We start from the raw sequence: 13,292 nt of genomic DNA, 5'->3' as shown, positions 1-13,292 counted from the left end.
TTGCTAAAAGCCCAATAAATACAAAGGAAAATTATCAAATTAATTTTTAATTAAAAGCTAATAAATATTAGCGAAAAAAATAAATGTTGTGGTGTTGTATAGGTAAAAAGAAGGAATGTTGTGGAAATTATATTTCTAAAATATAATTAGATAAACTAGATTCGTGAGCCAAATCCATTTTTTTTCTTAATCTGTAGCGTTTAACTTCAACGCTTTTTGGAGAAATATTTAAAAGTGGTGCTATTTCCTTTGATGATAAATTTAAACGTAAATAAGCACAAAGACGTAAATCGTTTGCTGTTAAACTTGGGTGTAGGCTTTTTATCTTTTTTAAAAAATCTTTATCGGCATTATTAAAAGCTTCTTGAAATAAGTTCCAATCATCTGTATTATTCAAATTCTTGTCTATTATTTTAATTACATGTTGTAAACTTTTATGGTTTTCGGTATTTTCAAGCTCTTTTTTAATTGTATTTAAAAATTCATTCTTCTTAATAAGATTCATAGTAGAAATTCCTAATTCTCTACTTTTATGCTCTATATCTTCTCTTAACTTATCATTCTTAAAACGCATTAACTGCTGCTTATTTTCAAGTTCTTTAAGATGAAACTCTCGGGTTGTTTTTTGCATTAATCGTTCGCGTTGTTTTTTATAATAACGTTTATATACATTATGCATAAACAATGAAAAAAGTAATACAATTAATATATAAAATACAATAGCTATGTTAGATAAATACCATGGTCTATTTATTTTAAAGCTATAACTTTCTGTATTTATTGTTACTTGATTTCCTAATTTACCTTGTACTTTAAAAGTATAATTACCATAAGGAAGATTTTCAAACTGTACACTACCATTAGTTGTCCAATTACTCCAATTATTATATATACCTTCTAGTTTATACTGATATTTTGGCTTTAAAATTTTAAAATACTTTGCAATACTATAAGTAAATTCAATATTATTTTCTAAGTTTTTAAATTTTTCTGAAAATGTAGGATTAACATACTTTATAGAATCATCATTTTTTAACTGACTAACTTTTATAGTATTAATATTAATTTTACTATCTATTTTTTTAATTTTATTTAAATCGATTATAGTGTATCCTGTAGACGAACCTAACAAAAATAACTCGTTATCTATATGTGTAATATTTTCATAACCAATAATATCTTTTCTAATATCTACTGGAAAAGTAATAGATTTAATTTCGGGTTTTCCACTAAGTTTTGAGGGTGTTAAGTAATTTATGCCTTCTGTTGAAAAACTCCAAAGTTTATTAGTTTTATTATCTGATACGAGTTTTCCAGATGTAAATGTTTTATTATTTATTAATTTACTTAATAGTGTATCTTTTAAAAATTTATTTTTTGAAGTATTAAATTTAAATACACCATTATTGCCTGTATATAGCAAGTTATTATTGTATTTAATTAAACTAGTTCTTAATCCTTTTTGCATTAAACTATCTTTTTTATAAGATAGCACTTTTGTTAAATTGTTATTTATTTTAAGTTTATAAACACCTTTATACTCGTGGCTTACATAAATTTCGTTTTTATTTAAAAACTCGAAATACCTGCTTGATATGTTAAAACCTTCAACTTTATTTTTACTTTTCCATGTATTTTTTATTTTTTCTAAAATATACAAACCATCGTAATTTCCTTGTATAATTAAATTGTTATTAATGGCTTTAATTTGCCATGTACCTTGTATGTTAGATACTTTAGTAGCCTTATTATTATTAATAACAAATGTTCCCATGTTATGGCCACAAAACAAGGTGTTATTAATAATTTCTATACACCATACTTGGCCTTGTGTGCCTTCTATAAATCTAAATTTTTGCTTATTTTTTAAAGGTTTATAAAATAAACCTTGGTTGGTACCTAAGTATAAAGTATCATTATAAATTTTAGAGGTATATACACTTCCTATTGTACCACTATTATCATAATAAAAATGATATGGAGACCTTATATTTATATTATTAATTCCATTGTCTAAACCTAACCAAATATTATTATCGTTATCTTCAAAAACAGATAAAACTGTATTATTACTTAAACCGTTTGATTGGTTAACTATAAAATTTTCTTCACCGTTACTAGTTAAGTGAATTAAACCATCTGAAATAGTTCCTAAAACAAAACTTTTATCTAAAAGTTGAATACCACTAAATACACTTACATCTTTTAATAAATGGCTTGAAGGAATTACCCAAGGGGTAATATTTCTATTTTTTAATTTAAAAAAGCCTTGATCTTGAGTAAGTATTAATAAACTATCTTTATAATTAAAAATGTTTACTATTACATTATCTTTAACAATAGCATCGTTTAAAACTAAAACATCTTTTCCGTTTTCTATTTTATAAAGGCCATAATTTAAGTTTTGAAAATATAAGTTTTTTCCAACCTTGAATATTTTTGATATTGTTGATATTGAATTAATAACACTATAAGTATTATTCGTTTTATCAAAAATATGAATGCGATTTAAGGATTGAAATAAAATCCAATTTTCTAAAGATACTATATTCCAAACCTCTTCATCTTCTAAGAAATTAATATTTAATTTTTTTGAAAGCGAAGTGTAATTTAAAACACCTAATTTATCTTTTTTCCAATATCCAAAATCATGATAACTTCCTGTATAAATTAAACTATCAATAACTTTTACTGCTCGTATTATGGTTTCGTTTGGTGAATGGTATAAATTCCATTTTGCTCCGTTAAATTCTAATAAACCCTTATTATTTGCAAAATATAAATAATGATTGTTAGATTGAGATATGGACCAATTTTGAGATTCTGCACCATAATCTTCTGGATAAAAAACATTTATAGGTGGGTGCTCTTGAGAAATTAAACTAAAAACTATCCCAAATGTAAATAGAAGAAAGAAAAACTTTAAGCTTTTCATGAAAATATACAATTTGTTAAGTTACTAAGGTACTAAAATTATAGCCTTAAACAAGGGTTGTATAGTTCATGTATAGATTAAATATTATATAACTTATTCTTCTATTCTTTTTATTCGTCCTCCTAAAATTCGGCTTTCTTCAATTTGTTGTGGGTTTCCGTAAATAAAAATATTGCCTCCTGCTCTTACCTTTGCTATTACTTTTTGCGAAGCATTTACATAAGCTTCACCTGCAGCTCGAATAGAAACTTCTGTAAATTCTGTTTTTAAAAGTTTTCCATCAAAATCGCCTCCTGTGTAAATGGATATATCTTGATGTTTGGCTAGCCCCTTAACTATAATATCTGCTCCGGTTACTGCTCTAACATTTATATATTTTACATTTACATTTACATTAATTTTAGCTCCTTCTTGGGCGTTTAAATCTACTTCAAATTGCTCTATTGGTGTTTCAGAGTGTACAAAAGCACCTTCATTAACATCTATAACATCAATATTAGTGTAATGTAGTTTTACTTTGGTTTTACTACCATCAAAAGCTTCTTCTAGCTTCATTTTTATTTTTAATGTGCCATTTTTATTGTTTACTAAAACATCGGCAGCATTTTTTCCTGTAATACTAATTTTATCTATATCAGACTTAATGAGTTCTACTTCAATAAGGTCGTAAACTTTTAATTCGCTAAATTCTCCAATAGTTTTTTCTATTGGCTTTTGTGCTAAACATATTGTTGTTATAAAAAGTACAACGACTTTAATTAAGGTTTTCATTTTACTATTTTTTTATTGAAAACGTAAAATTATTAATAATTGTTATCTGCATATTAAACTTTAGCAAAACATTATCATATTAAACAACTTTAACTGCTGTTCCTGTAACAGATACAAAAAAGTAAGAACCTGTTTCTGTTTCCATATCTAATTGAATACCTACAACAGCATTAGCTTTTAAATGTATTGCGTGGGTTTTTAAATTTTGAAAAGCTTGTTCTTTAGCTTTATTTATAACATCGTTTATCATATTCATATTTTTTTCTGTTTTAAATGAAAACGATGTTTTTATATTTGAAGATACCCCTGTTACTATACCTAAATAATCTTGAATTTTATGGCCTTCAATAGAGTTTGTAGTTGTTAATATCATGGTTTTAAAGCTTTATTATTTGTTTATTAAATACTTAAAATGTTACAAACTATTTTTAAGCATCTGTAGGTTTTCCTATTAAATTAAAATCGAGGTGCTTTTTAACCAAATCGGTATTTTTTACTTTTACAATTACCTCGTCGCCTAATTGATAAATTAAACCGTTATTTCGGCCTACCATAGCGTATAAATCTTGATCGAAGGCGTAATGATCGTCTTTCATATCGCGAACACTTACCATTCCTTCGCATTTATTAGTAATTATTTCTACATATATACCCCAATCTGTTACTCCAGAAATTACACCAACAAATGCTTCATCTTTGTGGTCTTCCATAAACCTTATTTGCATGTATTTTATAGAATCGCGTTCGGCTTTTGTAGCTAGATTTTCCATATTACTAGAGTGGTTACATTTTTCTTCAAAAGCTTCTTCATTAACAGATTTACCACCATCAATATAATGTTGTAACAAACGATGCGCCATAACATCTGGATAACGACGAATTGGCGATGTAAAATGGCTATAATAATTAAAAGCTAAACCGTAATGCCCAATATTATGGGTTGTGTATTCGGCCTTACTCATACTTCTAATAGTAAGCGTATCAACTAAGTTTTGTTCTTTTTTTCCATTTACTTCTTTTAGTAAATTGTTTAAAGAGGCTGTTGTGCTTTTTCTGTCTTTAAAATTAAGTTTATATCCAAATTTGCCTACTACGTTTTGTAATGCTGCTAATTTACTATCGTCTGGCTCGTCATGTACACGATATACAAATGTCTTTTTAGGTGATTGTTTTCCTATAAATTCTGATACTTTTCGGTTAGCTAAAAGCATAAACTCTTCTATTAGTTTATTAGCATCTTTACTGGTTTTAAAGAATACTCCAATAGGGTTTGCTTGTTGGTCTAAATTAAATTTTACTTCAACTTTATCAAAAGAAATAGCACCTTCGCGCATGCGCTTACCTCGCATAATTTTTGCTAATTCGTCCATTTTTAATATGGCATCGGCTAATTTTTGATTGGTTTTATATGTTTTCCCTGTTAATGATACTTCTGCAGGAATAGTATTGGTTTTGGTCTCTATAACGGCTTGAGCTTCTTCGTAAGCATAACGGGCATCACTATACGTTACCGTACGCCCAAACCATTGGTTTTTAATTTCTGCTTTATCATTCATTTGAAATACTGCCGAAAAGGTATATTTCTCTTCATGCGGGCGTAAAGAGCAGGCATTGTTTGATAATACTTCTGGAAGCATAGGCACAACACGATCTACTAAATAAACCGATGTGGCACGCTCGTAAGCTTCATCGTCTAAAATGGTGCCTTCTTGTAAATAATGCGATACATCGGCAATATGAATTCCTATTTCGTACAAGCCGTTATCTAAAATTTCAAAAGATAATGCATCATCAAAATCTTTAGCATCTTTTGGGTCAATCGTAAAGGTTAAATCTTTACGCATATCGCGTCTTTTAGCAATTTCTTCTTTAGTTATAGATGTATCTATTTGGTTTGCAAACTGTTCTACTTCATAAGGAAATTCTAATGGTAAACCATATTCTGCTAAAATAGCATGTATTTCGGTATTATGCTCGCCTGGTTTACCTAAAACTTCTAGTATTTTTCCAAAAGGAGAATCGGCATTATCTGGCCAATCTTCAAGTTTTACCAAAACTTTATCGCCATCTTCTGCTTTATTTATTTTGTTAATAGGTATAAAAATATCTTTGTACATTTTATTACTATCAACAACTACAAAAGCAAAATTCTTTTTTTCGTGCATTTGAATTACACCTACATATTCAGACTTTGCTCGTTTAATAATATTGGTAATTTCGCCTTCTATTTTACCACGTTTTCTTCTTTTGTAAGCATAAAATTCTACTTCGTCTCCGTGTAAGGCTTTGTTAATATTGTTTGATGCTATAAAAACATCATCTTCAAAATCATCACATATAATATAACCGTTTCCTTTTGCAGCCAAATCTAGAATTCCTATATGGTATTCTGTATTTATAACTGCTTTAAATTTACCACGTTCTACTTGTTCAATTTCTTGTTTAGTAGCTAATTTGGCTAATGTTTTTATAATTTGATTTCTGCTACTAGCATCGTTTACTCCTAATTTTGCAGCAATTTGTTTATAATTAAAGCTTTGGTTTTTCTCTTTTTTTAAAATACTTAAAATTGTATTTGTTAGGTTGGAAATGCCTTTCTTTTTGGATTTCCCTTTTCTTTTTTTACTCATTTAATTTGTAATCAATTATATTTCCTAAGGTATTGGAAATTTTGTTATTAAATAGCATTATTAGTGCGAAGAATTTGCTATTTCTTTTTACAAAGCTACGGTTTTAATATTAAATCGTATTTTTTTATTGTTAAATTCAAGTTATCCACATTATATATTATATAAATAATTTTCTTTTAAAATTTAAAAAAATAATTAATGGTTATTATAGTGTGTTAATAGCGGTATAACTTTTTTAACTTTTATTTTGATATGTATTTTATTGAATATTGTTGATAGGTAATGAACAATTATTAAATACTTAACTTGTTTAAATTTAAGTTATTTTAATTTTCTATTAACAATTGTTAGTAACTTATATTAACAACTATTTTTAATAAATATTACTATTAACAAATCTAACAACTACACATTTTAGTGCTTATAAATTAACTAAAAATTTACATTAACTTATTTGCATGTTATGTAAATGTTATGGATTGAAAAAAAAATTGGAATTACAATGTTTTTCTTTTACAAATTAATGAACAGTTATTAACAAGTAATGAATATTGTAATAAACATGCTTTATAATTTAAAATATAAAACCTGAAATTTAAAATATGACTATTAACAAAATACATAATAGATACAGGTTTAAAAGCAGTATTCTAGTTGTTTATTTATTACCTTTGTTTATTATAAAATAATTAATAAAACCATGACAATTTCTATAGGAAACGATCACGCAGGAACAGATTATAAATTTGCAATAAAGCAATTTTTAGAAGATAAAGGTTATACCGTAAATAATTATGGTACTGATACTAATGATAGTGTTGATTATTCCGATTTTGGACACCCAGTTGCTGAAGATGTTGAAGCTAATAAAGCCAATTTTGGTATTTTAATTTGTGGTAGCGCAAATGGTGTAGCTATGACTGCTAATAAACATCAAAAAATACGTGCAGGTTTATGTTGGAATAAAGAAATTGTACATCTTATTAGAAGCCATAATAATGCTAATATTTTATGTATTCCGGCAAGATTTACTGCTATACACCAAGCTGTAGAAATGGTTGATGTATTTTTAAATACTGCATTTGAAGGGGGGCGCCATCAAAGAAGAATTGATAAAATACCTATGTCTTGTTAAAAAATGGGGCATCATCATGGTCATAATCACACACATGATCATGGCGACTTAAAAGGTCGTAATCTTTTTATATCTATATTATTAAACATTCTTATTACGGCTGCTCAAGTTATTGGTGGTTTAATTTCTGGTAGTTTAGCATTATTAAGCGATGCTTTGCATAATTTTAGCGATGTAGTTTCTCTTATTATTAGTTATATAGCTAATAGTTTAACTAAAAAAAAAGCTTCTTTTCAAAAAACATTTGGGTATAAACGTGCAGAAATTTTAGCTGCATTTATTAATGCAGCAACTTTAATAGTAGTAGCTATTTTATTAATAATTGAAGCCGTAGAGCGTTTTCAAAATCCACAACAAATAGAATCTAATTTAGTAATATGGTTATCTATAATTGCTATTTTAGGTAATGGTTTTAGCGTATTACTTCTTAAAAAAGATGCTAAAGCCAATATGAATATGAAAAGTGCTTATTTACACTTATTAACAGATATGATGGCTAGTATTGCCGTTTTAATTGGTGGTATTTTAATGAAATATTACCAATTTTATTGGGTAGATAGTATACTTACTTTTGTAATTGCATTATATTTAATTTGGATGGGTTTCGATTTACTTAAAAACTCAACTAAAGTACTTATGTTATTTACTCCAGATACCATTCCTATTAAAAAAATTGTTGAAGAAATTAATGCTTTTACAGTTATTAAAAATGTACATCATGTGCATGTTTGGCAACTTAACGAAAATGAAATACATCTAGAAGCTCATATTGATTTTAATAACGATATTACGCTTTCTCAATTTGACGCTGTTTTACATGATATTGAAATTTTAGTTTTAAAAAAATACGAAATTAACCATGTTAATATTCAGCCAGAATATAGAAAAAATGACGCTAAAGATGTTATTGTGCAAGATTAGTATAGTTATTAGTTTTCGTATGTATTAAAAATTAATTTATGTTAGAAATAAAAATAAAAACCTTTAAAGAATTAACAAATAAAGAGTTATACAATATACTGCAATTACGTAGCGAAGTTTTTGTTGTAGAACAAGATTGTGTATATCAAGATCTTGATGGAAAAGACGAAAAATCGCTTCATGTTTTAGGGTTTAAAAACAATAAAATAGTGGCTTATACTCGTATTTTTAAACCAGGCGATTATTTTGAATTAGCTAGCATTGGTAGAGTAGTGGTAGCTAAAAATGAAAGACAGCATAAATATGGTTATGATATTATGAACGCTTCTGCAGAAGCCATAAAAACATACTTTAATGTAACGTCTATAAAAATATCTGCTCAGGTTTATTTAAAGAAATTTTATAACAATTTAGGGTTTAAAGAAATAGGCGAGGAGTATTTAGAAGACAATATACCGCATGTTGCCATGTTAAAGGCATAAAGGTTTACCTCTTTAAAGTAAAATGGCCACGTAAAACCTCTTTGGTATTTAATATTATTTCATACCAATAATCATCGCTATTTAATAAGTTTCCGTTAAATGTTCCATCCCAACTTGTAGCTGTGCTGGGTAAAAATTTTATTAATTTTCCGTAACGGTTATAGATTGAAATGTTGTTTATAAGATTTAATCTATCATAAACTTGCCAAACATCATTAATTCCATCGTTATTAGGAGTAAAATATTTAGGTATATAATAGTCTTCATTATTTATAAAAACAAAAAAATGACTTTCATTACTATTACAATGACTTTCATTATAAATATAAATAGTTTGCGAGGTTGTTATTACATCACCAGGGTTTAATAATATACCCATACCATTAGTTTTTGTAAAGTAATTTCCGTTGTTAAGTGTAGGTAAAATATAACTTGTGCCAATAATATTTTCTAATTGATCTACAGGAATAAGGTTATCGCATGCATCAGATGCGTCTACATAATTTGAAAACGATGTTGGTATCCATGTAGAGTGGTTATTATTAACGTTATCAACCACAACACAATTTAAATTAGGATTAGCATCAAAATTTATTAAATTAATATTATTGTTATTTCTATTTTTTACATTTAAAGCACATAACATATTTTGTTTACAATCTAAATCTGTTAGGCTAGAGTTTTCAGAAAGATCAAGAGTTGTTAAAGCATTACTAAAACAGATTAAAACAGCTAATTTGGTATTATAATTAAGGTTTAATTCTGTTATTTGATTTTGTTCGCAAGACAAATAAGATAGGTTGTTGTTTGCAGTTACATCTAGTTGGGTTAACAAGTTATTTCCACATTGAAACCGATTTAAAACATTACAATTTAAAACATTTATAGAGGTTAATAAATTGTTTTCGCAAGTCAATACATTTAATTTTATGTTGTTAATTAAATCGAGTTTTGGTATAAAATTATTTTCGCAGCGTAAAGAAATTAACTCTGGGTTTTGTAAAACATTTAAACTGGTAAGTTGATTATTAAAACACCATAACCTTACCAAGTTTGGTTGGTTGGTAACTGTTAAATTATTTAGTTGATTGTTGCTGCAATACAACTCAATAAGGTTTGCGTTTTTGTTTATATTTAATGAGGTTAATTGGTTGTTTGAGCAATCTAAATTGGTTAGTCCAATAAAATCTTCAATTCCTGTTAGGTCTAAAATATTCATACCAGCAATATCCAAATCTGTTTTATTACTAATATTTGCGGTAGGCACAAAATTATCTAAAGGGCCAGAATCCCAACCTAAATTAATTAAAGCTTGTTCAAAATTATTATCTGGAATAAAAGTATTTTGAGAAATACTGTTAAATGAAATAAAACAGAAACTAATTATAATATACTTAGCTTTAAAATACATGGGGTTTTAATTAGCTTGGTCTCCAGTATAAGTAATTAGTATTTCTACACGTCGGTCAAATTCTGGTTCGCCGCCAAGCGGAAATTTACGACGCATCCCTACATGTCGCATACGTTTTTTATCTATACCTTTTTTTATAAAATAGTCGTAAACATATTTAGCTCTAGCTTCAGATAAATTTCTTTTTTTAGTTTTTCTATTAACCGCGTCTCTGGTGTATTGTGTGCAACATACATGCCCTTGAATGGTAAAGTAAATATCTTCTCGTTCTAAAAGTGCATTAGCAATGGTTTCTAGTGTTTTTTTAGAACTTGGTGTTACGGTTGGGTAACCGGTTTTAAATAATATGTTTTTAAATAAAATTTTATCGCCTTTTACACCATCTTTTATAAGTTCTACAACACCTTTATCTTTTTTAGGTTTTGGTGATGGAGGTGTAGAATCTATTACTTTTTGTATTACAGGTTTAGGAGGTTTTGGTTTTACAATAATTTCAACTTTTCTATTTAGTCCTCTTATTTTTAATAGGTTTTCTTCTTCTACTATTTTAAGAAGTATTTCTCCTTTACCATCTACATTTGTTATTAAAGTTTCGCTTATTTCGTTGTTAGCAAAAATAGCTTTTATAGCATCTGCACGTTGTTGAGAAAGTATTTGGTTATAAGAATCTGCTCCTCTATCATCACAAAATCCAAATATTGAAATAGATTCTATATTAACATCATTTAAAGTTGAAATAAATAATAATAAGCGGTTTTTTTCTGTATTAGGAACATCATATTTATCGGTATCAAAATATACTTCTTGTGTTAATTCTTGTTGTGAAAAAGCAAAAACACTACTAAAAGTTAATAATATTAATACTATTAATTTATTCATAGGAAGATAATTGAATAGGTGATAAATATACTATTTTTAATCTAAAATTATGCCAAAGGCCAATATTCATGGGGTTTTAGTAAAATACTTATAGAATTTATTTATTTTAAATAACCTTGGTATGTTGTAGGATTGTTTAATATTTCTGTTGCTTTTTTTATTTCGTTATCATGTATTTCTAAATATTCATATAAGCCTTCTCTGTATACATATCGTTTTACAATATCTTTAGTTAATAATTCTAATAAGAAGTCTTTATTTTCATCAATAACTTGAGTTTTAGAGTTATTTAAGTTAGATATTAGGGTGTTATAATCGTTTTTAATATTATCATTTAATTCTTCTTTTTTAGCTGTTTCAAACGCTTTTTTAAGTGCTTTTTCGGTATCGGTTTCAAAAGAAAAATGATGAGATTTTAAATAGTTTTTAAAATCTAAAAAATCTTTATCGTTAAGCTTTAAGGTGTTTATATCGTTAAATGTATGATTGTAGTAATAATTGGTGGCATAGTCGAAAATTAAATCGTTATTAACAATAGCAGTTGTTATTGGCGAAATTTTATAAGTTCCTACTTGAACATCAGGAAATACACCACCACCATCAAAAACTTGTCTTCCATTTTTTGTTTTAAAGGCGTTGTAATTTTCTTGTTTTACTCTTACAGCTTCACCTTTTTCGTTCCTGTTCCAATAATCTAAAGATTGAATACATCTTCCTGAAGGTGTGTAATATCTAGATATGGTAATTTTTACTTGTGTGCCGTATGTTAGTTGTTTTGGGCGTTGTACTAAACCTTTACCAAAACTTCTAGAACCTACAATTACTGCACGATCTAAATCTTGAAGGGCTCCAGAAACAATTTCGCTAGCCGATGCACTACTTCCGTCTAATAAAATAACTAACGGAATTTGGGTGTCTATAGGATCGTTTTGGGTAATATAAGTTCTATTATATTTTTTTACTTTAGATTTTGTGGTTACTACCAATTGCCCTTTAGGAACAAATAGATTTACAATTTTTATGGCTTCATTAACTAATCCGCCTGGGTTTCCTCTTAAATCTAAAATAATGCGTTCTGCACCTTGAGCTTTTAAATCGCGTAAAGCATAATTAGTTTCGGCATGAGCTTTACGGCTAAATCTGCTTAAAACTATATAGCCTGTTTTATTGTTTATTAATGAGAAATGAGGAACGGCTTTTATTTCTACTTCGGCACGTTTTATGGTTGCTGTTAAAGTTTTTCCTTGTCGTTTATAAGTTAATTCGATAGAAGAGCCAGAGGTGCCTTTTAATAAATCGCCAGCATGGTCGTTATAATCTTCTATTAGTATATTACCTACTTTTATAATTTCGTCTCCAGCTTTTAAGCCTGCTTTATCGGCTGGATAATCTTTATAAGGTTCTACAACAACCAATTTGTTTTTTAAGGTTTTTATTCTTGCTCCAATACCTGTATAGTCTCCTGTATTATTAATTCTAGCAGCTTCTACATCTTGCTCGTTCATAAAATTGGTATATGGGTCTAGATCTGCTAACATACTTTTTATAGCGGTATCCATTAAATCGGCAGGATTTGTTTCATCTACATAATTCATGTTTAACTCTTTAAACAAGGTGGTAAAAATTTCTATTTGCTTAGCAATTTCAAAAAAATCGTTTTTAAAAGCAGCTGTAGAAAAAAATATAACACCAGATAGTATTGGAATTAAAATTTTCTTTTTAAATATATTTTTCATGTTAAGTTATTTTTCTGAAATTTTATTTGAAAATTTTTCAAATAAAATGTTCATTTTGTTTTCAATTTGGGTAAATGTGGGTTTATCCTTGCCAATGTACAAAATCATAAACGCATGTTGCGTTGATAAATTGTTAAAAAATTTAGCTTTATTTAATCGGTAAGATTCTCTAATTAAACGTTTTATGTTGTTTCTGTCTACAGCAGTTTTAAAGTTCCGTTTACTTACAGAAACACCTGTTTTTGCAATGACACTATCATTAAAATGTGCTTTTAAATAAACTAAACGTAATGGGTAAGCCGAAACAGCTTTACCTTCGGTAAACAATTGGTCTATGAGTTTTTTACTCTTTAGCTTTTCTTTTTTACTGTATGTAAATGTCACAGGTTAAG

11 protein-coding genes are annotated in these 13,292 nt (G+C 27.5%); 3 read left to right on the top strand and 8 right to left on the bottom strand.

The features are described from left to right. Positions 1-127: 127 nt before the first annotated feature. The 4 genes from ACNG5D_RS11920 to rnr form a co-directional block, all read right to left on the bottom strand. Complete coding sequence (locus ACNG5D_RS11920; RefSeq protein WP_418183746.1) at positions 128-2,935, bottom strand: triple tyrosine motif-containing protein; 2,808 nt, start codon at positions 2,933-2,935, stop codon at positions 128-130. A gap of 93 nt (positions 2,936-3,028) precedes the next feature. Further along, positions 3,029-3,706 carry a head GIN domain-containing protein gene (locus ACNG5D_RS11915; protein ID WP_418183745.1) on the bottom strand — a complete coding sequence of 226 codons (678 nt, stop codon included), beginning with the start codon at positions 3,704-3,706 and terminating at the stop codon, positions 3,029-3,031. A 79-nt stretch (positions 3,707-3,785) separates the two neighbouring features. Further along, entirely contained in the window at positions 3,786-4,079 is a 294-nt protein-coding gene (locus ACNG5D_RS11910) for a YbjQ family protein (RefSeq protein WP_418183744.1), read from the bottom strand. A 55-nt stretch (positions 4,080-4,134) separates the two neighbouring features. Then, the gene (gene rnr / locus ACNG5D_RS11905; RefSeq protein ID WP_418183743.1) at positions 4,135-6,336 is read right to left on the bottom strand and encodes a ribonuclease R; all 2,202 of its coding nucleotides are present in this window, start codon (positions 6,334-6,336) and stop codon (positions 4,135-4,137) included. 700 nt (positions 6,337-7,036) lie between these two features. Between rnr and rpiB the strand changes: the two genes are divergently transcribed. From rpiB to ACNG5D_RS11890, 3 genes are read left to right on the top strand one after another with little or no spacing between them, the layout of a single operon-like run. After that, the gene (gene rpiB, locus ACNG5D_RS11900) at positions 7,037-7,471 is read left to right on the top strand and encodes a ribose 5-phosphate isomerase B (RefSeq protein WP_418183742.1); all 435 of its coding nucleotides are present in this window, start codon (positions 7,037-7,039) and stop codon (positions 7,469-7,471) included. 3 nt (positions 7,472-7,474) lie between these two features. Then, on the top strand, positions 7,475-8,392 hold the full coding sequence (locus ACNG5D_RS11895; protein WP_418183741.1) for a cation diffusion facilitator family transporter: 918 nt from the start codon (positions 7,475-7,477) through the stop codon (positions 8,390-8,392). Positions 8,393-8,430: 38 nt separating this feature from the next. Further along, positions 8,431-8,874: a GNAT family N-acetyltransferase gene (locus tag ACNG5D_RS11890; RefSeq protein ID WP_418183740.1), complete on the top strand. Its 444-nt coding sequence runs from the start codon at positions 8,431-8,433 to the stop codon at positions 8,872-8,874. A gap of 4 nt (positions 8,875-8,878) precedes the next feature. Here the strand turns inward: ACNG5D_RS11890 and ACNG5D_RS11885 are convergent, their stop codons facing one another. From ACNG5D_RS11885 to rnpA, 4 genes are all read right to left on the bottom strand, one after another. Further along, positions 8,879-10,285: a T9SS type B sorting domain-containing protein gene (locus ACNG5D_RS11885; protein ID WP_418183739.1), complete on the bottom strand. Its 1,407-nt coding sequence runs from the start codon at positions 10,283-10,285 to the stop codon at positions 8,879-8,881. A gap of 6 nt (positions 10,286-10,291) precedes the next feature. Further along, positions 10,292-11,164: an OmpA family protein gene (locus ACNG5D_RS11880; RefSeq protein ID WP_418183738.1), complete on the bottom strand. Its 873-nt coding sequence runs from the start codon at positions 11,162-11,164 to the stop codon at positions 10,292-10,294. 101 nt (positions 11,165-11,265) lie between these two features. After that, positions 11,266-12,900 (bottom strand): S41 family peptidase, encoded by a 1,635-nt coding sequence (locus ACNG5D_RS11875; RefSeq protein WP_418183737.1) that lies wholly within the window; start codon positions 12,898-12,900, stop codon positions 11,266-11,268. A gap of 6 nt (positions 12,901-12,906) precedes the next feature. Next, positions 12,907-13,284 (bottom strand): ribonuclease P protein component, encoded by a 378-nt coding sequence (rnpA, locus tag ACNG5D_RS11870; RefSeq protein WP_418183736.1) that lies wholly within the window; start codon positions 13,282-13,284, stop codon positions 12,907-12,909. Positions 13,285-13,292 lie beyond the last annotated feature (8 nt).

This window comes from Algibacter ulvanivorans (assembly GCF_048381495.1).
GTDB lineage: Bacteria > Bacteroidota > Bacteroidia > Flavobacteriales > Flavobacteriaceae > Algibacter_B > Algibacter_B ulvanivorans.
This window is presented reverse-complemented; position numbering and strand designations above follow the sequence as displayed.

Excerpts from the sequence above, each read along its gene's own strand:
- ACNG5D_RS11920 (WP_418183746.1), bottom strand. The coding sequence starts at position 2,935 with ATGAAAAGCTTAAAGTTTTTCTTTCTTCTATTTACATTTGGGATAGTT.
- ACNG5D_RS11915 (WP_418183745.1), bottom strand. The coding sequence starts at position 3,706 with ATGAAAACCTTAATTAAAGTCGTTGTACTTTTTATAACAACAATATGT.
- ACNG5D_RS11910 (WP_418183744.1), bottom strand. The coding sequence starts at position 4,079 with ATGATATTAACAACTACAAACTCTATTGAAGGCCATAAAATTCAAGAT.
- rnr (WP_418183743.1), bottom strand. The coding sequence starts at position 6,336 with ATGAGTAAAAAAAGAAAAGGGAAATCCAAAAAGAAAGGCATTTCCAAC.
- rpiB (WP_418183742.1), top strand. The coding sequence starts at position 7,037 with ATGACAATTTCTATAGGAAACGATCACGCAGGAACAGATTATAAATTT.
- ACNG5D_RS11895 (WP_418183741.1), top strand. The coding sequence starts at position 7,475 with ATGGGGCATCATCATGGTCATAATCACACACATGATCATGGCGACTTA.
- ACNG5D_RS11890 (WP_418183740.1), top strand. The coding sequence starts at position 8,431 with ATGTTAGAAATAAAAATAAAAACCTTTAAAGAATTAACAAATAAAGAG.
- ACNG5D_RS11885 (WP_418183739.1), bottom strand. The coding sequence starts at position 10,285 with ATGTATTTTAAAGCTAAGTATATTATAATTAGTTTCTGTTTTATTTCA.
- ACNG5D_RS11880 (WP_418183738.1), bottom strand. The coding sequence starts at position 11,164 with ATGAATAAATTAATAGTATTAATATTATTAACTTTTAGTAGTGTTTTT.
- ACNG5D_RS11875 (WP_418183737.1), bottom strand. The coding sequence starts at position 12,900 with ATGAAAAATATATTTAAAAAGAAAATTTTAATTCCAATACTATCTGGT.